Origin of the sequence: Bacillus cereus group sp. BceL291 (genome assembly GCF_051776705.1) — a bacterium.
In the GTDB taxonomy this organism is placed as follows: Bacteria; Bacillota; Bacilli; order Bacillales; family Bacillaceae_G; genus Bacillus_A; species Bacillus_A cereus.
In genome coordinates this window covers 115,791-136,684 of the sequence record NZ_JBPWAP010000002.1, presented here as the reverse complement: position 1 = coordinate 136,684, position 20,894 = coordinate 115,791, and the positions used below count along the sequence as shown (strand labels likewise).

Sequence of the window (20,894 nt, the reverse complement as noted above, 5' to 3'; positions counted from 1 at the left end):
GGGGAAATGATGACAAATCAAATAGCACTTATCATAATTGATGTACAAAAGGCATTTCAATTACCAGATTGGGGCGAGAGAAATAATATTTTTGCTGAAGAAAACATGAGAATTTTGTTAGAAGAATGGAGAAAAAGGAAACGACCAGTTTTTCATATTCAACATGTAAATAAAGAAAATGCTCAGTCAATGTTTTATGAGAGAGCGGAAACGGTAAACTTTAAAGAAGAAGTGCAACCACTACTTGGTGAAGTGGTTATTCAGAAATTCGTTAACAGCGCGTTCATTGGCACAAATTTAGAAGAACAATTAAGAAAGAACAAATGTAATGCAGTAGTGATTGTAGGATTAACGACAAATCACTGTGTGGAAACTACGACACGAATGGCAGGGAATTTAGGATTTACAACATATTTAGTGAGTGATGCAACGGCTACTTTTAACCGTAAAGGTTTAGATGGTAAGGAGTATAGTGCAGAAGATATTCACAATATGACACTTGTAAATTTACATGAAGAGTTTGCTACGATTGTGACGACAAAAGAAGTATTAAAATTATTTTAAGAAAATAATTGCAAATTATGTAGAAAAAAATAAGAATATTTCGTATAATCTAAGTACAATCATTTTGAAAATAGGGGTGGCATCATATGGAGCAAATTTCAGTAAAGAAATTAGAAGAGGTACTTGTTGTAGCAGGTGATGATAAACAGAAGCAAAAGGAATTTTATGAATTGCTCTTATCTACTGAGTTTTATGTTGCTGGTTCACTAGAAGCAGAGGACGGGGCAACAGAGGGAATACTTCGTTTGCGTCATTTCCAAGGAGAAGGTAGATGGATCGTTCCGTTCTTTACACAAATGGAATTTGTAAAAGATGTGTTGCCAGAAGGAACGCCCCTTATTACGATACGTGGGAAAGAGTTATTTGGTAGCATTGAGAAAGATGCTACAGCTGTATTAAATGTTGGTACTGATATAAGTAAAACATTTATTCCAGAAGAAATTGCAGATATCTCATCTGGACGAATTTTTAATTATTATAAGTAAAAGGAAAAGCGTAATCGCTTTTCCTTTTTAATTTGAATATGGAGTGGCTATACCGGAAGAAATAGAGACTGTTTTATTATTCGTGTTTATTGTCGCTGTAGCTCCAAGTGGAATACCGATGTTTGGACTTATATGTCCAATTGGTAAACCGAATAGGACCGGTATATGATATGGTGCGAAATATTCATATAATATTGCTTGCAATGATTGAGATGGCTTTGAAGGAGTGCAGTCGTGACAACTTGTGAAAATAACGCCCCTACATTCATTAAACTTTCCAGATAAAAGTAGCTGATTTAACATACGGTCAATGCGGTACGGTTCTTCACCAATGTCTTCAAGTAATAAAAGTGTATTGTCCGTATTTATCTCGTAGGGCGAGCCGATTATACTTGTTAACACAGCTAAATTTCCTCCAACTAACGTACCTGTAACTGTACTGTGAGAGCTAGATACGATACATTCTGATGCAGATAAAATGGTTGAATACGGATGGAATAGCTGATTGAAAGAGGATAAAGATAGGGAATCAATACCTTTTCCTAGTTCTTCAATCATCGGACCATGAAATGTTATAAGCTTTGCATAACGTGAAACAGCAGTATGTAAAGCTGTAATATCGCTATATCCCCAAAAGATTTTAGGGTTTTGCCGAATGATTTCATATTGAATGTGAGGGAGGAGACGAGCACTTCCGTAACCACCTCGTGCACAGAAAACGGCCTTCACTTCATTATTTGTAAATGCTTCATGTATATCGTCAAGCCGAACTTGATCACTTCCGGCTAAAAATCCATATTTCTCGTAAACGCTCTTCCCGATTATTACGGATAACCCCATCTCTTGTAATACATTCACACCTTGTAATACATTTTCGATTGTAGGTGGACCAGATGGTGCAATGATCATTACTGTATCACCTTGTTTTAATGCATTTGGATAAATCATTAAGCTCAGCCTCCTTCTCTTTCAATATATTCGCTTCATATGAAGTTCAACCCTTGCAAAAGCAGGGGAAAGCTTATCAAATAAAGAAGATATAAAGGAAATAGGAGGGGAAATGATGTTTACAAGTCGAGTAACAGACATATTAAAAATTGAGTATCCCGTTGTTCAAGCCGGTATGGCAGGCGCGATTACGACGCCAGAACTTGTTGCAGCAGTAAGTAATAGCGGAGGATTAGGGACGCTTGGAGCGGGCTATATGAGCCCAGAACAAATTCGTGAAGCGATTTATAGAATAAGAGAACTAACAGATAAGCCGTTCGGTGTTAATTTACTTGTAACGAAAGAGATAGAAATAGAAGAAGAGAAGGTAAATGAGGCGAAAGTATTACTAAGCGGAGTAAATAGAGAATTAGGTATAGAAGTAGAAGGAACGTTAAAGCTTCCAAAAAGCTATAAGGAACAATTACAAGTGCTATTAGATGAAAAAGTACCGGTCGTTAGTTTTGCATTTCAAACGTTAGAAAAAGAAGAAATAAATGATTTAAAAAGAAGTGGAATAAAAGTTATCGGAACAGCTACCCATGTGAAGGAAGCGAAAGTACTTGCCGAGTTAGGAGTAGATATTATTGTCGGGCAAGGAAGCGAAGCCGGAGGGCATAGAGGAACGTTTATTGGGAAAGAACGAGATGCTATGATCGGTACTTTTGCGTTAATACCTCAGTTAGTAGGGGCTATTCCGCATATCCCAATTGTCGCAGCAGGTGGTGTAATGAACGGACAAGGGCTTGTTGCGGCATTGGCACTAGGAGCAGAAGGTGTTCAAATGGGATCGGCCTTTTTAACAAGTGAAGAGAGTATTACGCACGATGTGTATAAAGAAGCGGTTTTACATAGTACAGATACGAGCACAACTGTAACTCGTGCGTTTTCCGGGAAATATGCACGGGGTATTCGGAATGAATTTATAGAGAGACATGAAGGAAAAGAAGAAGGGCTTCCGATGTATCCAGTGCAAAACGTATTAACTTCTAAAATACGCAAAGAGGCAGCGAAGCAAAATAAGGAAGAATATATGTCGCTTTGGGCAGGACAGGCAGCATCATTAGCTCGAATCGAATCAGCTCAGTATGTAGTGGAGCGAGTTATGAAAGAAGCAGAGAATGCAATCGAACAATTACAAAATATATACAAAAAGACCACTTGAGTAATTCAAGCGGTCTTTTCACTAGTTTGCTTTATAAAATTGTTGGATGGCTTCGTCGATGTAAACCCAGCCTTTCCAACCTAAGTGCATATGATCTTTTAAGAAGTATTTATCATATTCATGATTTGAGAAGTCGGCAATTGGATAACCAGCTTTTTCAATTTGCTCATGAACTTTCTTATAGTATGCTTCGCGGCGTTCTTTCGGGAAGCCAGCGTAGTCGTACCAAGGACCTTTGACAGGAACAGAAATGAAGAGTGGTTTTGCACCAGATTGTTTTAATAAATCAAGTACAATTTGTAAATCTTCATATTCTGGCGATTGGTCGTAAGCATCATTTTTTAAGTAACCTTCACGTTGCTTTAATTTTTTCTTAATTTTGCTATTGAAGTAACCATCTTCGATACCATATTGATTAGATCCAGATTCTGCTGCACCTGTTTGATCCGCATGTTTACGAGCTTCTTCCCAGTTCATTTGTTTTAATGAAGGATCGAGCTTCTCTTTGTGCGGTTTAATATTAAACATAGCTGTAAATAAATCTTTACGATCTAAAATGTTACGGTAAATATAAGCGAAAGGTTTAGCAGCAATTGCTTTTACTTTATACTTCGTATCATCATAAGCGATACCTTCAAGCGAGATTTTTAATAAAGTTTCTTTTTTTACAATCTCAAAGTTTAATAAACGCTTTGCAATTTGTTTTTTCATTTCAGGTTTTAAATCATTGTTGAAAATGAAGTGGTAACCTTGTTGTTTTGAAAAGTTAGGTGCAAAGTGCGTTTCATCAATACCTTGTGGTACAAACCATTGCGGAGAAAGAACGAATACCATTTTCTTATCTTTCAATTGATCCATTGTAGATGCAAAGTTTAACACATGTACAAGGTCTTGTGTTCCGCCGCGTCCAAGAAGGAATGGTGTAAACCCTTCAGGCTTTACTTTAAAATAATTAGATGGATGGAAAGCATCCATACGTGCGAATTCCGATGAACCGTACATCGGAAGATATTTTGGATCTGCTAACATCTTTTGCTGTAAAATCATACTTTGAATTTTTTCTTCTTTTAAAGAAGTGGCAGCTTGTTCTACTTTTTCATCACTTAAAAGTGGAAGTAGGAAGCGCGTTGGAATAAGTAAGAATACAGCAAAAAGGGCCAATGCTAAAAGCATCGGACCAAATTTTGCTTTGTTCATCGGATTTCTTCCAACTTTTTAATAACCATGTTTGGTGTAGCCCACTCGTCACGGTCAAAATCAGAAATAGAAACTTCAATATCTAAACGCTCTTGGAATTCAACTAATAAAGATACTACAGCAAAAGAATCAAGAATACCTTCTTCAAATAATTGAACATCTAAGTTTTCTTTCACAATATCGTTTTCACATACTTCTTCTAAAATATCTAATACTTGCTCTTTGAATTCTGCCATTTTTAAAATCTCCTTTATATCCGAAATATATTATATGTGCAACTTCTTAATGGAATAAGAAGGGTGCATTAAAAGTATCTGTTAAGGTGTCCAGAGAAGATTAGGAAACCGAAACATACAATGTGGAACGTAATTACAATCGCAAGGATGCGTGTGAATTTATTGTTTGGCCAAAATTTATGCTTCTTGTTTTTTCGTTCGAAAATATCGAATAAAATAAACAGTGCGGCATGATATAGACCATAAATAATATACTGCGCAACAGCGCTTCCTTGGATATGCCAAATTCCCATAATGAAGAAGTTTAAAAATGCACCGATATACGAAATTGTGTAACGGTTCTTAATTAACTTTTTCTTCGTTGCAAAAAATACGAAACGCATGTAGATGAAGTCACGGAACCAGAATGATAAACTCATGTGCCAGCGGTTCCAGAAGTCTTTAATATTACGACTAAGGAATGGCTTATTAAAGTTTTCTGGCGTTTTAATTCCCATCATATAACTTACACCAATTACAAAAGAGCTATAACCAGCAAAATCAAAGAATAGATATAAGCTATAGCTATACATGTAAATCATATTTGAAAAGATTGTATCGTGTTGAGCGAATGCTGGATCCATACAATATTGCTTTATTAAGTAAGCAATAATAAATTTATACAAGAAACCTTGGAAAATACGATTTAGTCCTGTATATAGTAAATTTTGATATTCTTCAGCGCTAGGTGGCTTTTGAATATCTTTTTGGAATCTACGGTAACGATCGATAGGTCCTGTTGAAATCGCAGGGAAAAATAAAACGAATTCCCAGAAGTTAAAGAAAGAAAGCTCTTTAATTAAACCATCACGAACTTCAAATACCATTTGAACTGCTCTGAATGTTACGTAAGATATACCTAGAAAAACAACAAGTTTTAACTCAGGTAGTAACGATGCAAATGGTGCGATTTTTGCCAAAATAAGAGGCAAAATCGATAAAATAACAGCTATGCAAAATGTGAATGTACTATTATTTTGTTTTCTTAAAATTAAATAGCCTTTAATTAGGGCATATTGCCAAATAATAAATGCGGCTAACATCATTGCTTGCTTTGGTTTATCTGAGAAGATAATAGCAAGCATGACTAATGTTAAAACGGCATTATATTTACGCAACATTTTACCTTTTAATCCAGCTATGATAGTAGGTATTAATAAAATGCCCACTATAGCGAAAAAATAAAATGATCCATATGCGGTCATGCTGTAACCTCACTCAATAATTTTTTGCGATCTACCTTTCCATTTGGTGTCATTGGAATAGAAGATTGATACATGAATTTACGTGGAATCATGTAGTTTGGTAATCGCTCATTGAGTTCTTTTTTGATTGCAGATGTTAATTTGAATTCTTTTTCAAACGAATGCTCCCCAGGAACAACAACCGCTAATAAATAATCGTATTTCTCACCTTTTTTAATTGGAACGATAACTGCTCCTTCTACGTAAGAACACGCACGAAGGTGATGCTCAATTTCTTCTAATTCCATTCGATAACCATGCAACTTAATTTGGAAATCAAGACGACCATTATAGAATAGAAGACCATTTTCAACATAGCCAGCATCGCCTGTTTTATAGGCGCGCTCACCGTCAATCATAGTAAATGCTTTTTCTGTTAATTCAGGGCTTCCTAAATATCCAACGCTTACGCTTGGACCGACAATTACGATTTCACCTTTTTCACCATCAGGTGCAATCGTGCCATCTTCTTTCATAATAAGAAGGCGACAGTCTGATTTACAATAGCCAACTGGAAGTGATTTGTATTGATTAAGCACTTCTTCTGTAACGTGAATACCTGTTACAGCGACAGTAGCTTCTGTTGGACCGTAAGTATTCATAATTGTTGCTTTTGGGAAACGCTCAATTAATTTTCTAGCCACTTCATTTGGTAACACTTCACCGCAGAATAAGAATGTTTTCATGTTCGGTAGCATACTTTCAGAGAAGGATGCTTCCATTAAACACATTTCAGCGAAAGAAGGTGTCGAAGTCCATACTTGAATATCCGATTGCTCTAAAGAAGCAAACAAGTCTTTTGGACGCGCAATCATATCTTTATCGATTGCCCAAAGTGTACCACCTGTTACTAATGATGGGTAAATATCCATTACAGATAAATCGAATGAGAAAGGTGCTTGATTTAAGAATACTTGCCCTGTTTGTAAGTTGAAATCTTCTACAGCCCATTTTGTAAAGCTAACAAGGCAGTTATAAGTAATCTGAACCCCTTTCGGATTACCTGTGCTTCCTGATGTGTAAATAATGTAGAAGTTCTCATCACCTTTTACCGCATGTTCAGGATTTGGAGTGTTCCCTTTATGAGTAAAGAAAATATCTTTTAAGTTGTCTTCACTTACGATGCGAACTGGTAAATCAGTTACAGTTACTGCTGTTGCCGATAAAAGTAATTTCGCACCAGAATTTTCAGCAATACGTTGTACACGATCAGCTGGGATAGATAAATCTACAGGAATGTAAGCATGTCCAGCTTTTACACATCCTAAAAAGTTAACAATCATTTCAGGTTGCATATGGCCATACACCATAATTGGTGAACGATCGTCTGGATACTCAGAAGAAATCCAATGTGCCAACGCATCAGAATCTTCCTTTAATTGTTTGTACGTAATTTTCGCATCTCGCCAAACAAAAGCGGTTTGATCAGGCGTTTCTGCAGCCCACTTTTCAATTTGTTCTAATAACTTCATAACGTTCCCACCCTAGAATTCATTGTAAATAAATGTACTTGTGTTTGTATCATGGAATCCATACAACCAAAGTAATGCAAATAAAATTGCAAGATAATAAACCGTCTTTGCAACCCATTGTGTGAGTGGTCGAGACCATATCTCTTTTAATCTTTCCATGTCTTTCCCTCTCTTAATGAAATAATAGCTCTTTGTAGGTATCATGTCCTACATTATTGTGAAAAAAACAAAATCCCACATTTTAGGTAAAAATAAGTCAAAAGGCTCTTTTTTGATATTAGCACTAAATACTAAAAAAGAAAATCCCTAACTTAGCAATTATATTACATTCAGCATGAATTTGTAATGGGTTTGACATGTAAATAGAAAGTGGATTGTGTGAATACATAAAAGTGGACTATAAGAATACGTAAAAATACAGTATTTGTTTTTATTAATCATTCAAGACGGAGTAAACTTTTAAATTTCTAGTTCTTTTGAAAAGGAGGAAATTATCATGAATAGAGTGTGGAAGAATCTAATTTCGGAAGAAAATATCGTGAAATGGAGAAGGCACTTCCATAAGTATCCGGAATTATCATTTCATGAAAAAGAAACTTCGCAATTTATATATGATACATTATGCTCATTTTCTTCTTTTGAAGTAACGAGACCGACGAAGTATAGTGTACTAGCAATTAAAAGAGGTGTGAAGCAAGGGAAAGTAATTGCGATTCGAGCTGATATAGATGCTTTGCCAATTCAAGAGGAGACAAGTAAATCTTATACATCTGTGAATAAAGGAATGATGCATGCATGTGGGCACGATGCTCACACAGCTATTTTATTAAGCACAGCAGAGGTGCTATCAAATATAAAGGAAGATTTTGCAGGTGAGATTCGTCTATTCTTTCAGCACGCAGAAGAGGTGTATCCCGGTGGGGGACAAGAAATGGTTGAGGCAGGTGTAATGGACGGTGTTGATTATGTAATAGGTTTACATGTTATGTCTGGATTAGAAAGCGGAAAGATAGGAATTGTGTATGGGCCGATGATGGCGGCACCAGACGTATTTACAGTTGAAATTCAAGGCAAAGGAGGACATGCGGCGCGACCAGAAGAAACGATAGACCCTATTGCTATCGGAGCACAGATTATTACAAATTTACAACATATCGTATCAAGAAATACGAGTGCTTTTATGCAAAGGGTTATTTCAGTTACACAATTTCATGGGGGAACGGCTGACAATATTATTCCTAGTACAGCAACTTTAATGGGAACCGTTCGTTCATTTAATCAAGCATTGAGGGTGGAAGCAGAAGGGAAAATCGAGAAAATTGTGAAAGGAATTACAGAAGCACATGGAGGATCGTATACATATACGTATCGATATGGATATGATCCGGTTATTAATGATGAATATATTACGAAAATAGTAGAAGAAAGTGCACTACATTTGTTTGGGAATGAGCGTGTTGTGAAGCTTGAACCTTCTATGGGTGGGGAAGATTTTTCAGCATATTTAAGAAAAGCACCCGGTTGTTTCATTAAATTAGGAACAGGTAATGAAAATATATATACTTGTTATCCACATCATCATCCGAAATTTGACGTGGATGAATCAGCATTAATTTGTGGAGTGGAGCTATTTTTAGAGACGACTATAAGATTACTAAAATCATAGAAAAACAAAAAAAGGCAACTGCACTCTATTGCAGTTGCTTTTATTTCTTTCCGTCAGAGAGGGCTGAGAAAGAACTATGCTCATTCATAGTATATGAATAGCTAACGGACAAGCTTGTACATTTTAATCATTTTTTTAAAAATAGTTGTTGACATTGATAATCAATGTCAATTAATCTAAAAGTAGTTGAAATTGATAATTATTATCAATAGGATGGATGCGACATGTTAATGAGAAAAAATTTTCACCTTCTGCGGAGGGGATTAAAAGATAAAAATAAAGATAAAGATGTTGATCAGCATATGGAATGGCAAAGAAATGTAATTCGGTCTGAATATGTAGATGAGAAGAAGAGCATTCAAACAGAAAAAGAGATACAAAGTAAAGGGAGAGGTTCAGTTGAGTAAGTTAGTAATGATTTTTGCAAGTATGAGTGGAAATACAGAGGAAATGGCTGACCACATTGCCGGCGTAATTCGTGAAACAGAAAATGAAATTGAAGTTATTGATATTATGGATTCACCAGAAGCTTCTATATTAGAACAGTATGATGGAATTATTTTAGGTGCATATACTTGGGGAGATGGTGATCTTCCTGATGATTTCTTAGATTTTTATGATGCAATGGATTCTATTGATTTAACTGGGAAAAAAGCGGCAGTATTCGGATCGTGTGATTCGGCTTATCCGAAATACGGAGTGGCAGTTGACATTTTAATAGAAAAGCTACAAGAGCGCGGGGCAGCAGTTGTGTTAGAAGGACTAAAAGTAGAATTAACGCCAGAAGATGAAGATGTAGAAAAATGTTTACAGTTTGGAGCTGAATTTGTAAAACACCTTTCTTAATGGCAGAAGGGAGATGAAGAGCAAGTGCATGAGAAAATCTCAATCAAAACGATGACAGATTATCATTTGTATGATTTTATGCGTTGTCCGCATAAATTTTATTTTCGTCATATAAAAAGAAGAGAACCTTCTTCATTTGAATGGCAACAAATAGCACAAATGATTGTCAATCAAATTATTAACGAGTATTACACGCTACCTGCGGGTCAACAAACGAAAATTGTACTTTTAATATTAATAGAAAAGTATTGGAAAAAAGTAAGGATTAATATGTTTGCTTCGAAGACGGAGTACTATATTGTATTAGCTAAGCTAACGGATCACTTATTACAGTTTGTTGAAAAGGATGATAGTCAGACACCACCATTGTTTTTATACGAGAAGTTTCAAACATATATGGAAGAGTTAGGTGTCCACATGTCATTGACATTTGAAGTTGGTGAGTGGAGTGCTGGGTCGTTTGTAATTAAAAAGTATGTCGTCGATGCGGATGAGGAAATGCTTGCTCTTTGTCAGAAGCTAATGACAGTATTTAGTTATAAAGCTTTCGGCGTTCTTCCAGGAAAGATTGAAGTTATTAATTTAATAGAAGGAACTAAGTATGAGTACATTCCAAAACAGGAAGATATTATAACTGGAATGGCTGATTTATCTAGAATGAAAGAAATGTTGCAACAACCTGAGCATTATACAGAGCGTCATTTTCGTTCTGAGTGTATAAGTTGTGCATTTCGTAGTGAATGCCAAGGGGAAGAAGTAAAGAAAGAAGCGGAGCAGAAGAAAAATATCGTACATTAAAGGATGCAACTTTGCATCCTTTTTTGTTGTTGACATGAAAAGCTTTTCATCATTTACCGTATATTTATAGCAGATTTTAATAAAGTGAATCTTTAATCAGTGGGGGTTTTGTCAATCCCCCACTGATTATCAGCCCTCATTAATCGGGCTACCCGCGAATAGCAGGATAAAGGGAGGAATAATCAATGAAAGATGAAACGAAAGTATTTCAATGGTTAAAAGAACAAAATGCTCCTTTTGAAATTCAACTGCAAATTTTACAGGCATTTCAATTGTATAAAGTCATTGTTGAAATGGATAAAAAGTTAATGTTGTATGAGGAGAGAGTATATAGGGAGAGAATGTAATCTCATCCCTGTAATATCGTTTTTAGCTGTTCTGTGCCTGTAATGAATTCGAGTTTATTCTCTGACTCAAAGTTATAAATAATATTATGTAGTAAAGGACTGTATTGATAGAAGATAGTAATGCGATGAATGAGTAATGGATCATGATGAGAAATAAGTGTACTGTACTGTTCATATACAGATGTAGTAAACTCATGTCCGAAATCATAATATAGTCCTGCAAAATCAAAAGCAGGATCGCCAATTTGCGCATCACCAAAATCGATAACACCTGAAATACTTTTGTTATGCTTGTTAAATAAAATGTGATGATGAGTAAAATCAGTGTGAATGATTGTGTTTTGAAAAGTGGATATAGCTAAACATGCAAAGAAATTTTCAAATAAGCGATTTAAGGCTAGTTTCTGTAATGAAGTAAGGCTAGTAGTGAGATATTGGTTTAATTTTGTTTGTAGCTCTTTCCAGTAGGTACATGTTTTTTCAATAGGGAAACATAGCGTTGTAACTTGGTGTAAAGGAATGCTATGTAGTACCGCAAGGAAAGTAGCTAATTGTGTAATAATTGCTTTCAGCTCTGGATCCTCCAGCGTGGCAACTGTGTCTGTTTTTAATGGTTCACCATGAATGAGAGTATAGTAACTACAAAGAGGAACCTCATCAGATTCATTTTTATAAATTAGGTGATATTGTGGAACTTCGATTTCTTGTAGTGATTGAGTGAGAATTGCGCATAGTTTTTTTTCTAACGGAATTCGCATCGCATATTCCTGTTTTCGCGGGAAACGAAACAATAGCTCATCATTTACTATAACTGCTACATTATCCCATCCTTCTTCATTTTGTTTATATGAATGTATAGAAAGATTAGGCAAAGCTTCTTTTATATAATGTTTGTAAGAGTCCATAATTGTTCCTCGTTTCTAAGTTAAGTTATTCCACTTTATGATATCAGAATTTTCTTTCTATATGTTAAAATATAGCTATCATTATTAAGAAGGGCGGGAGTATTACGAAAAAAAGACTGTTAATCAGTTCTCTATGTATCGCTTTTATATTGTTATGGTCATATAAAGAGGAGGTTTTTGCTACCTTTAAACCGATTGATCAGTACGAGTTAAATAAGGAGTTAAAGAACAAAAGTATAGAAAATTTAACTCATAATGAAATGAAAAAGGTAGGAGAGCATTTTGTGACCGAGCAACTATCAGTGTTTGGGTCTACTAATAAAGAAGATGTGAAACGAAAAGGTGAAGAACTATTTTTAAATAGAGGGTATGAACAATTAATGGGAAATTATTATCCAAATCGTTTTCGAGATTTAGAGTATAAATTTACAAACGAGGAGATACGTGAAGAGACCGATGAGAGTTTTCTTTATCAAGCTGTAGCGTACGTTGCGGGTACTGAAAATGGTAAGAGAAGCGAAATGAAATTGAATTATGAAGTGAAAATTGTAAAGGTTAATAATATATTTATGGTGCTAGAACAAAAGCAGCGCGTACAATAAAGGAAATTCATTGCTCAATAGAACATTTTGGGGTGTGTACTACTTAATGCGGAATAAAAAGGCCCTCAAGGAATAAAGGGCCTTTAAAGATTTTCATTTTGTTGACCAAGTTCTTTTTGAGCAATATATAAATTTCCTTGCTCGACTTGTTTAAGGGTATGAACAGAATCTCCTGCATATCCTTTTTGTGTTTTAACAGTTCTTTTTGAACGATTGGAATCTTGTTTCTTCATATAATAGGCCACCTTTCATCAAAAATAAACGAAAATGATAAGTATGAGTAATACAGCAGCGAAAATGGTAATGCCCATTAAAAACGAAGTGTTTTTATATTTAGGTGGCTTATGTACATCTTGCCGATATCCAGGTGAAATTTCAGGGGCAAATTCTTCATCGAATGATTGCTTTTTTTCTTTGTCGTCCATATGTACCCACCTTCCTTTTTCATTATATTATACGTTACAAGAAAAAATATGCATAAAGAAAACAGCCGCTTTATTATTAGCGGCTGTTTTGTGTTGTATATTTTCGTTGTACTTGAAAGAGACGGATAAGTAGGAAGGCAGCGCCAAATGCTAGACCGATAATAAGACCGATCCAATAGCCTTTTGCGGCCCATTCTGTATACGTTGCTAATATATAACCTAGTGGTAGACCTATTATCCAATAAGCAATTAAAGTCATAATTAGAGCGACATTTACATCTTTATAACCACGCAGAGCTCCTTGTACAGGGGTTGCAATTGCATCTGAAATTTGAAATAAAATCGCAAAGATAAGAAATTCTTTTGCTAAATGATGAACTTTTGCATCTGTCGTATAAATAGAAGCAATTTGATCATCAAAGAAGTAGAGAAGAATCGAATATAATAAAGCAAAGGTAAGGGCTAATCCAATTCCAATCAGTCCGTATTGTTTTGCATTATCGAAACGTTTTGCACCAACTTCGAATCCGACCGCAATAGTCATTGCCATTGCTAAACTTAGCGGAGTCATATATAACAAGGAAGCAAAGTTCATAGCTGCTTGGTGAGCTGCAATAGTTGTCGTACTAAAATTACTCATCATAAGCGTTACCGCAGCGAAAATACTCGTTTCAAAAAAGATAGCAAATCCGATAGGGACGCCAAGCTTTAAGAATGCTGTCCAACTCGAAAGAGAAGGGCGGTATAATTGTTTGAAAATGTTGAAAGAGGCAAAAGGCTCTTTCGTCTGAATAATAATGACTGTAATAATTAAAATGCACCAATATGTTGCAGTGGAAGCAATTGCCGCTCCAACACCACCAAGTTTTGGGAAACCGAAGTTACCAAAGATTAATAAGTAATTTAATATTACGTTAATTGGTAATGATAGTAATGTAATAATCATCGTTGTTCGAGTTTTTCCTAATGCATCAATAAATCCACGTAAAACCGTGTAAGTGAATAAAGGTATAATTCCTATTGCGATAATACTTAAAAATTGAGCTGCAATACGTTCCACAGGTTCTTCTAAGCGCATGCCGTTTAAAATAGGTGAAACGACGAAGAAACCGATGAGGATAACAACGAAACTAGCACAAATTGCTAAATAAACTGCTTGTATGACAACGTGGGGAACGTCCTCTTTTTTCTTGGATCCAACGAGCTGTGCAACAATGGGAGTCGTGGCCATTAAAATTCCTGTTAACCCAGTACTAACTGGAATCCATATACTTGTTCCAATTGCGACACCTGCTAAATCAGCTGGGCTTGCATGTCCTGACATTGTTGTATCGAAAAAGCTCATCGCAAATAATGACATTTGCGTTACGAAAATCGGAAAAAATAGTAATACAAATTGCTTTAACTTTTGTGAGAATGAAGTAGTTTCTTTCATAAAATCCCCTTTCCGTATAAAAAAACAAACTCTTACTATCATACAATTTAATCAAAGATTAGAAAAGAAATACGCGCCTACAACATATGAAGCCAATAAAAAAAGGATGCACTTTGAAAAGGGATAAGGTATTATGATAAGGTGTGAAAAAATTACATATTATTTGTTATTAAGGAGGCACTACTTGTGGCTGATTGGTTAATTGGTTTAATCATGGGTGCTGTTGAAGGGTTAACAGAGTTTCTACCAGTATCATCAACAGGACATATGATTTTAACAGGACATTTAATTGGATTTGAAGACGAGAGAGCAAAAGTTTTTGAAGTTGTAATCCAATTGGGATCGATTTTAGCGGTTGTAGTTGTATTTTGGAAACGATTATGGTCGTTAGTTGGAATTGGGAAAGTAAAAGAAGGGCCATCGTTAAATTTATTACATATTATTATTGGGATGATTCCTGCCGGGGTACTCGGTGTATTATTCCATAGTGCAATTAAAAAGGTTTTATTTGGTCCAGGACCAGTTGTCATTAGTTTAGTAGCTGGTGGTATTTTAATGATTGTTGCTGAGAAGTTTTCAAAACCAAGTACAGCAAGAACGTTAGATGAAATCACATATAAGCAAGCATTTACAATTGGAATGTTCCAATGTTTAGCACTTTGGCCAGGATTTTCTCGTTCTGGTTCTACAATAAGTGGTGGTTTATTAGCTCGCGTGTCGCATACAGCGGCAGCTGAATATACGTTCATTTTAGCAGTACCGATGATGGTAGCTGCAACTGGATTAGATTTAATTAAAAGCTGGGATGTATTAAGCTCGGCAGATGTAACGCTATTTGCAACAGGATTTGTAACTGCATTCGTTGTTGCGATGCTTGCAATTGTCTCATTCTTAAAATTATTAGCTCGTGTAAAACTAACACCGTTCGCTTATTATCGTTTCATTTTAGCTGCGGTATTCTATTTCTTCATTATGTAAAATAAAAACCTGCCGAGCTCGGCAGGTTTTTATTTTACTAATTTTTCTATCATGTTTTCCATTACATGTTCCCAAAGAGAAGTATCATCAGCTAATGTAGCACGGAAATTAGCATACATTTCTTTTTGTTTTTCTTCAAATGTTGGATCTTCTTTTTCAGGTAATGTAGCGCGCATTGAAGTTACTAATTCTTGTACTTTTGGAGCGCGTGGTCCAAAGACGGCTTGTTCATTTCCATCTTTATCAATGAAAATAAAGATTGGAATCGCACGTGCTGTTCCATTTGTTAAATATTGATCCATTAATTCTAAGTTTTCATCGCGAATTAATAAACGCATATCAATATTTGCAACTTCAGAAATTCGTTTCATAACAGGTACGCATAAAAGAGCATCGCCACACCAATCAGCAGTTAATACGATAACACGCCAGCCATCATTTTGACGTTCTTCTAATACAGGAAGTAATTCATTTGGAATTAAAAAATTATTGTAAATGTGTAGTAGCTCGTATTGGTTTACTTGCATTTCATTCACATATGTATCAAAGGACATACCTTTATCAGCCCATTGTTGTAAGTTCATAATTAACACCTCTTTAGTAAGATTTGCTTTCATTGTACCAATTTTTATATAGAAAAGCTTGTATTCTTACTCTTTCTTGTCACTTAATAATTATTATTTTATCTTTTTGGCTGAGATTTGAGAACCTCTCCTCCTCACGCATTAAAATCCCCCTTTTTCTGGAAGTTGACTTCATTTTATCATGAAATACATATTAAAAAACTACGAATTATGGGAAAATAAGATGACAAAAAGTAAGATTTCATGTAAAATTATTAATAAGGTTTTTATTTAACTAAATGAAATAAAAGGAGCTGTCAATGTTGTCTCAAAATCGAGAGCAATTAATGGAAGAACTATCGACAAATGTGTTTGCTATGTTTCGCACATTGCGTAATGATATCGGAAAAATATTCGGTGGTTACATACCGTGGAATGAATTCATCGTTCTGAGAATATTAAATCGTACGAATAAAGAAATGGTATCGCGTGTAGCAAATGAATTAAATGTGTCGAATAGTCATATTACAGCTGTTACAGAAAAATTAATTAATAAAGGTTTTGTAACTCGTTCACGTTCTACATCAGATCGCCGAGTTGTGTATTTAGAGATTACAGAACAAGGGAAAGATTTAGTTGCGAAAATGGAAGATGCGAAAAAACAATATTTACAAGAAAGATTCTCTGCACTTTCAGAAGATGAAATGAATGTAATGATTTCAATTTCCAAAAAACTTATTTAAGTGATTATAAATAAGAAAACGCTTACGTGATGAAATAGAAGGTCTTCCTTATATATGGGAGGTCTTCTTTCGTGTGTAATAGATGTTAAAAAATAAAATGTGTATGAAAAAAGATAGAGCGCCATACTACTAATACAAGGAAGGGAGGGAGAAATATGACGAATCGTAACGGTAGTAAAGGGAGCGGTAATCAAGGATCACCAAAGTCCGGCCAGTTTAATCAGGAATTTAGCACTGAATTTGAAACTGGTAATGATAATAAAGGGAAAGAATATCGTTCTAAAAAAGGGAGTAAATCAAAAAAGGAGTGAATTAATTCACTCCTTTTTTGATTTACGATGCTGCCGATTGATCCGTATTATATTTTTCTTCTGATTTTGCGACAATCATTGCGCAAATTGCATCGCCAGAAATGTTTACAGCTGTTCTAGACATATCTAGAATACGGTCAATACCGATAATTAAAGCGATACCTTCTACTGGTAGATTTACTTGATTTAAAACCATTGTAAGCATTACAAGTCCAACACCAGGTACACCAGCAGTACCGATACTAGCGAGTACAGCAGTTAATACGACCATAGCTAATTGCGGTAATGTAAGTTCAACTCCGTATACTTGAGCGATAAATACAGTGGCTACTCCTTGCATAATGGCAGTACCATCCATATTAATAGTTGCCCCTAGTGGTTGTACAAATGAGCTTATCGCTTTTGGAACGCCAAGCTTATCTTGTGCTGTTTTCATTGCAAATGGAAGCGATGCATTAGAGCTAGATGTACTAAATCCAATTGCCATTACTGGCCCGAAATGTTTAAAGAAACGAACAATACTTTCTTTTGCTAATATCTTTAATAAGCCACCATATACAAAGACCCCGTGAATAATGAGTACTAACATAACGACAATCATATACTTGAACATCGCAGCGACGCCTGCAAGCCCCATTTTACCAACGGATGAAGCGAGCAAACCGAATGTTCCAATTGGGGCTAATTTCATAACGAGATTAACAAGATACATCATTAATTCGTTGCCCTGTTCAAGTAATGAATGGATACCTTGAACTCGTTTTCCTAAAATAGCTATACCGAGTCCAATCAATACGGCAAAGGCAATGATTTGTAACATGTTTCCGTCAGCCATCGCTTTTGCTGGGTTATCTGGTACGATATTTAGCAATGTGTCAACGAAAGATGTTTCAGTTTTTGCACCTTCATACTTAAGACCTTCTGTTTTAAAATTACCGCCAGCTCCTGGTTTTATAATAAGTGCAAATGTAACCGCTATAGAGATGGCAACCGCAGTTGTTACGAGAAAGAATGAAATTGATTTTAAACCGATTCTTCCAAGTTGTTTCGGATCTCCAAGGCCGGCAGCACCAAGTACGATAGAAATAAACACAACAGGAACAACTAGCATTTTAATAAGTCGAATAAATAATTGACCAATTGGGTTGAACACATATTGATTTAGTGGCTCAAAGATAGATGGAGCAGCTAAATTTAGAGTGAGTCCAACAACTAGACCTAGAAATAATGCGATTAAGATTGCTTTTGTTTGTTTCAATAAAATCCCCCTTTTGTTTTTGCGAAATTTCTTTCTAAAGCAATTATACCGAAAAAATACCTAATTTGACAATATTTTCTGAATTTTTTGATTTTTAGGTGTAGATAGACTGATTTTGTGTTTGGAAAATAAAATAGACCATCACATAGGATGGTCTAGGGAAGGGGACAATTTATGTCAATTTAATTAGGGATGGAAGTTGCTTTAAGACACTGGGGAATGTCTTATAAATTAGGGAGGAACAACTTCAATACATATACTATAAAAGGTAGGTGTGACTCTCATGTGAACATAGGGTGAAAGAGAGAGGGAGTTTTAAATAAAAGATAGAAAGACAAAAAAATAAGACCATCACATAAGATGGTCAAGGAAGGGGACAATTTATGTCAATTTAATTAGGGATGGAAGCTGTTCAAAGACACTGGGGAATGTCTTATAAATTAGGGAGGAACAACTTCGATACATATACTATAAAAGGTAGATGTGACCTCTGTGTGAACATAGAGTGAAAGAGAGAGGGAGTTTTAAATAAAAGATAGAAAGACAAAAAAATAAGACCATCATTTATAAGATGGTCAAGGAAGGGGACAATTTATGTCAATTTAATTAGGGCTGGAAGCTGTTCAAAGACACTGGGGAATGTCTTATAAATTAGGGAGGAACAACTTCGATACATATACTATAAAAGATAGATGTGACCTCTGTGTGAATATAGAGTGAAAGAGAGAGGGAGTTTTAAATAAAATGAAAATTTAATGAGTGTTTTTTGTTCATCCCCTGTTGATTATTAGCCTTAACCAATCGGGCGTTTATTGCCCACAAATAGCGGAATAAAAGATAAAGCAAACAAAAAATAAGACCATCATTTATAAGATGGTCAATGGAAGGGGACAATTTATGTCAATTTAATTAGGGATGGAAGCTATTCAAAGACACTGGGGAATGTCTTATAAATTAGGGAGGAACAGCTTCGATACATATACTATAAAAGGTGGATGTGACCTCTATGTGAACATAGAGTGAAAGATATGGGAATTTGAAAGATAGTACATATGAAATTGTTATTGCTAGCAATATAGAATTAGGATATAGAGTTTTCCAGCATAAAACGAAAAGGAATCTGAATATAAATAAAAGTTGTAATCTATGAAAAAAAAGATTATGCTCAACTATATTATGAGAATATAAGGTTTGTCCCAATTATTTAAGGGCTTTTAAAAAGCTTTTTATTGTATGAGGGGAAGCTTCACTTTAATAAGGGAGTTAGTGATATGGACGTAACAAAAAAACAAGGGCTGTATAATCGTCTTATACGATTAAACCCACCACAAATATTAGCATTAGGCTTTTTCTGCTTAATTGTGGTTGGCGGTTTGTTATTAAAATTACCATTCGCAACGAAAGTACATATTAGTTGGGTAGATGCTTTCTTTACAGCAACGTCAGCAGCGACCGTAACTGGTTTGGGAGTAGTGGATACAGCAAGTACATTTACGATGTTTGGCGAAATTGTTATTATGTTTTTAATTCAAACAGGTGGTCTAGGCCTTATGACAATTGCCATTTTAATTGTTTGGGTACTAGGTAAAAAAATTGGATTACGCCATCGTTTATTAATTGGAGAAGCATTTAATCAAACAAATATAGGTGGTCTTGTAAAATTAGTAAAACGTGTCTTTATATTTTCGATTTGTATTGAACTTATTGGGGTCATCTTTTTATCGTTTCGCTTTATTCCAGAGTTTGGTTTTGGAAAAGGTTTATACTATAGTATTTTTCATGTAATTGCATCTTATAATAATGCAGGGTTTGCTTTATGGCCAGATAATTTAACAAGATATGTAGGGGATCCCATTATTAATATTGGGATTTGCTCTTTAATTGTAATTGGTGGACTCGGTTTTACCGTATTAATTGATATATGGTATAGTCGCAGTTTTCGAAAATTATCACTTCACTCAAAAATAATGATTATTGGAACAGTAGTACTAAATGTTATAGCAATGATTGTGATTTTTGTATTGGAATATAATAATGTGAAGACGTTAGGGAATTTATCTTTAAATGAAAAACTATGGGCTTCCTTCTTTCAAGGTATTACTCCGCGGACAGCTGGATTTAATACGGTTGACTATGGAGGTATGGAAGAATCATCTATATTATTTACGATGATTTTAATGTTTATTGGTGCAGGAAGTGTATCAACAGGTGGAGGAATTAAATTAACGACGTTTGTTATCTTAATTACATCTGTCCTTTCTTTCTTTAGAAAAAAGGAGGAAATTGTTTTATTTCAGCGTACAATTAAAATGTCGACAGTAACGAGGGCCTTAGCGATTGCTGTTGCCAGTCAAATACTTATTTTAGCAGCGGTATTCATATTAATGCTTACAGAAAACTTCAGCTTTATTCAATTATTATTTGAGACAATATCAGCGTTTGGCACAGTCGGATTAACGATGGGAATTACTGCACAGCTATCGGCATTCGGAAAATGTATTATTATGTTTGTTATGTTCTGCGGATTAATTGGACCATTAACACTTGTGTTCTCTTTAGCGCGACCAGCAAAACAAAAAATAAAATATCCATCGGAAGATGTGTTTACAGGATAAGGTATCCCGCGTT

At 35.1% G+C, this 20,894-nt stretch carries 25 protein-coding genes; 13 read left to right on the top strand and 12 right to left on the bottom strand.

The features are described from left to right. The first annotated feature begins 9 nt into the window (after nt 1-9). Both ACS2CR_RS02575 and ACS2CR_RS02570 read left to right on the top strand, forming a co-directional pair. On the top strand, nt 10-564 hold the full coding sequence (locus tag ACS2CR_RS02575) for a cysteine hydrolase family protein (RefSeq protein ID WP_000184435.1): 555 nt from the start codon (nt 10-12) through the stop codon (nt 562-564). Nucleotides 565-650: 86 nt separating this feature from the next. Beyond that, nucleotides 651-1,049 (top strand): SseB family protein, encoded by a 399-nt coding sequence (locus tag ACS2CR_RS02570; protein ID WP_000435266.1) that lies wholly within the window; start codon nt 651-653, stop codon nt 1,047-1,049. Between the two features lie 27 nt (nt 1,050-1,076). Here the strand turns inward: ACS2CR_RS02570 and ACS2CR_RS02565 are convergent, their stop codons facing one another. Beyond that, nucleotides 1,077-1,997 carry a S66 peptidase family protein gene (locus ACS2CR_RS02565; RefSeq protein ID WP_000640075.1) on the bottom strand — a complete coding sequence of 307 codons (921 nt, stop codon included), beginning with the start codon at nt 1,995-1,997 and terminating at the stop codon, nt 1,077-1,079. Between the two features lie 115 nt (nt 1,998-2,112). Between ACS2CR_RS02565 and ACS2CR_RS02560 the strand changes: the two genes are divergently transcribed. Continuing rightward, a complete protein-coding gene (locus ACS2CR_RS02560; RefSeq protein WP_000495281.1) occupies nt 2,113-3,201 on the top strand; it encodes an NAD(P)H-dependent flavin oxidoreductase in 1,089 nt (362 codons plus the stop codon). Nucleotides 3,202-3,222: 21 nt separating this feature from the next. Here ACS2CR_RS02560 and dltD read toward each other — a convergent pair whose 3' ends face one another. The 5 genes from dltD to ACS2CR_RS02535 form a co-directional block, all read right to left on the bottom strand. Next, nucleotides 3,223-4,398 (bottom strand): D-alanyl-lipoteichoic acid biosynthesis protein DltD, encoded by a 1,176-nt coding sequence (gene dltD / locus ACS2CR_RS02555; RefSeq protein WP_053513481.1) that lies wholly within the window; start codon nt 4,396-4,398, stop codon nt 3,223-3,225. Beyond that, nucleotides 4,395-4,634 (bottom strand): D-alanine--poly(phosphoribitol) ligase subunit DltC, encoded by a 240-nt coding sequence (gene dltC / locus ACS2CR_RS02550; RefSeq protein WP_000807310.1) that lies wholly within the window; start codon nt 4,632-4,634, stop codon nt 4,395-4,397. The genes dltD and dltC overlap by 4 nt, the downstream gene beginning before the upstream one ends. A gap of 68 nt (nt 4,635-4,702) precedes the next feature. Next, complete coding sequence (gene dltB, locus ACS2CR_RS02545; protein WP_000127953.1) at nt 4,703-5,878, bottom strand: D-alanyl-lipoteichoic acid biosynthesis protein DltB; 1,176 nt, start codon at nt 5,876-5,878, stop codon at nt 4,703-4,705. Next, nucleotides 5,875-7,389, bottom strand: a complete 1,515-nt coding sequence (gene dltA, locus ACS2CR_RS02540; RefSeq protein ID WP_000770512.1) for a D-alanine--poly(phosphoribitol) ligase subunit DltA — start codon at nt 7,387-7,389, stop codon at nt 5,875-5,877. The genes dltB and dltA overlap by 4 nt, the downstream gene beginning before the upstream one ends. Before the next feature lie 12 nt (nt 7,390-7,401). After that, nucleotides 7,402-7,548 carry a teichoic acid D-Ala incorporation-associated protein DltX gene (locus tag ACS2CR_RS02535; protein ID WP_000440293.1) on the bottom strand — a complete coding sequence of 49 codons (147 nt, stop codon included), beginning with the start codon at nt 7,546-7,548 and terminating at the stop codon, nt 7,402-7,404. Nucleotides 7,549-7,885: 337 nt separating this feature from the next. Here ACS2CR_RS02535 and amaA point away from each other — a divergent pair, with 337 nt between their 5' ends. The 5 genes from amaA (at nt 7,886) to ACS2CR_RS02510 (ending at nt 11,046) form a co-directional block, all read left to right on the top strand. After that, on the top strand, nt 7,886-9,055 hold the full coding sequence (gene amaA, locus ACS2CR_RS02530) for an N-acyl-aliphatic-L-amino acid amidohydrolase (RefSeq protein ID WP_001082787.1): 1,170 nt from the start codon (nt 7,886-7,888) through the stop codon (nt 9,053-9,055). A 224-nt stretch (nt 9,056-9,279) separates the two neighbouring features. After that, nucleotides 9,280-9,462, top strand: coding sequence for a hypothetical protein (locus ACS2CR_RS02525; RefSeq protein ID WP_000929021.1), 183 nt, complete (start codon nt 9,280-9,282; stop codon nt 9,460-9,462). Further along, nucleotides 9,455-9,901, top strand: a complete 447-nt coding sequence (locus ACS2CR_RS02520) for a flavodoxin (protein WP_000041153.1) — start codon at nt 9,455-9,457, stop codon at nt 9,899-9,901. The genes ACS2CR_RS02525 and ACS2CR_RS02520 overlap by 8 nt, the downstream gene beginning before the upstream one ends. A gap of 24 nt (nt 9,902-9,925) precedes the next feature. Beyond that, nucleotides 9,926-10,699: a hypothetical protein gene (locus ACS2CR_RS02515; protein ID WP_000544577.1), complete on the top strand. Its 774-nt coding sequence runs from the start codon at nt 9,926-9,928 to the stop codon at nt 10,697-10,699. A 185-nt stretch (nt 10,700-10,884) separates the two neighbouring features. Further along, nucleotides 10,885-11,046 carry a hypothetical protein gene (locus ACS2CR_RS02510; protein ID WP_000651084.1) on the top strand — a complete coding sequence of 54 codons (162 nt, stop codon included), beginning with the start codon at nt 10,885-10,887 and terminating at the stop codon, nt 11,044-11,046. Between the two features lie 2 nt (nt 11,047-11,048). On the opposite strand, the gene ACS2CR_RS02505 is transcribed toward ACS2CR_RS02510, so the two are convergent. After that, entirely contained in the window at nt 11,049-11,951 is a 903-nt protein-coding gene (locus ACS2CR_RS02505; protein WP_053513483.1) for an aminoglycoside phosphotransferase family protein, read from the bottom strand. Nucleotides 11,952-12,034: 83 nt separating this feature from the next. On the opposite strand from ACS2CR_RS02505, the gene ACS2CR_RS02500 reads away from it, so the two are divergent. Beyond that, on the top strand, nt 12,035-12,553 hold the full coding sequence (locus tag ACS2CR_RS02500) for a hypothetical protein (protein ID WP_000715262.1): 519 nt from the start codon (nt 12,035-12,037) through the stop codon (nt 12,551-12,553). Nucleotides 12,554-12,636: 83 nt separating this feature from the next. Here ACS2CR_RS02500 and ACS2CR_RS02495 read toward each other — a convergent pair whose 3' ends face one another. The 3 genes from ACS2CR_RS02495 to ACS2CR_RS02485 form a co-directional block, all read right to left on the bottom strand. Beyond that, nucleotides 12,637-12,786 carry a hypothetical protein gene (locus tag ACS2CR_RS02495; RefSeq protein WP_000743742.1) on the bottom strand — a complete coding sequence of 50 codons (150 nt, stop codon included), beginning with the start codon at nt 12,784-12,786 and terminating at the stop codon, nt 12,637-12,639. An 18-nt stretch (nt 12,787-12,804) separates the two neighbouring features. Further along, the gene (locus ACS2CR_RS02490) at nt 12,805-12,978 is read right to left on the bottom strand and encodes a hypothetical protein (RefSeq protein ID WP_000341062.1); all 174 of its coding nucleotides are present in this window, start codon (nt 12,976-12,978) and stop codon (nt 12,805-12,807) included. A 76-nt stretch (nt 12,979-13,054) separates the two neighbouring features. Next, nucleotides 13,055-14,413: an MATE family efflux transporter gene (locus ACS2CR_RS02485; protein WP_053513486.1), complete on the bottom strand. Its 1,359-nt coding sequence runs from the start codon at nt 14,411-14,413 to the stop codon at nt 13,055-13,057. Nucleotides 14,414-14,599: 186 nt separating this feature from the next. Here ACS2CR_RS02485 and uppP point away from each other — a divergent pair, with 186 nt between their 5' ends. Then, the gene (uppP, locus tag ACS2CR_RS02480) at nt 14,600-15,391 is read left to right on the top strand and encodes a bacitracin resistance undecaprenyl-diphosphatase (RefSeq protein ID WP_000796264.1); all 792 of its coding nucleotides are present in this window, start codon (nt 14,600-14,602) and stop codon (nt 15,389-15,391) included. A 29-nt stretch (nt 15,392-15,420) separates the two neighbouring features. On the opposite strand, the gene ACS2CR_RS02475 is transcribed toward uppP, so the two are convergent. Then, entirely contained in the window at nt 15,421-16,008 is a 588-nt protein-coding gene (locus ACS2CR_RS02475; RefSeq protein ID WP_001999429.1) for a thioredoxin family protein, read from the bottom strand. Between the two features lie 269 nt (nt 16,009-16,277). Here ACS2CR_RS02475 and ACS2CR_RS02470 point away from each other — a divergent pair, with 269 nt between their 5' ends. Further along, nucleotides 16,278-16,697 (top strand): MarR family winged helix-turn-helix transcriptional regulator, encoded by a 420-nt coding sequence (locus ACS2CR_RS02470; protein ID WP_000081432.1) that lies wholly within the window; start codon nt 16,278-16,280, stop codon nt 16,695-16,697. A 155-nt stretch (nt 16,698-16,852) separates the two neighbouring features. Beyond that, nucleotides 16,853-17,008 (top strand): hypothetical protein, encoded by a 156-nt coding sequence (locus tag ACS2CR_RS02465; RefSeq protein ID WP_000184928.1) that lies wholly within the window; start codon nt 16,853-16,855, stop codon nt 17,006-17,008. A gap of 22 nt (nt 17,009-17,030) precedes the next feature. On the opposite strand, the gene ACS2CR_RS02460 is transcribed toward ACS2CR_RS02465, so the two are convergent. Then, a complete protein-coding gene (locus tag ACS2CR_RS02460; protein ID WP_000814807.1) occupies nt 17,031-18,266 on the bottom strand; it encodes a dicarboxylate/amino acid:cation symporter in 1,236 nt (411 codons plus the stop codon). A 1,271-nt stretch (nt 18,267-19,537) separates the two neighbouring features. On the opposite strand from ACS2CR_RS02460, the gene ACS2CR_RS02455 reads away from it, so the two are divergent. Continuing rightward, complete coding sequence (locus ACS2CR_RS02455; protein WP_048568831.1) at nt 19,538-20,881, top strand: TrkH family potassium uptake protein; 1,344 nt, start codon at nt 19,538-19,540, stop codon at nt 20,879-20,881. The last annotated feature ends 13 nt before the right edge of the window (nt 20,882-20,894 follow it).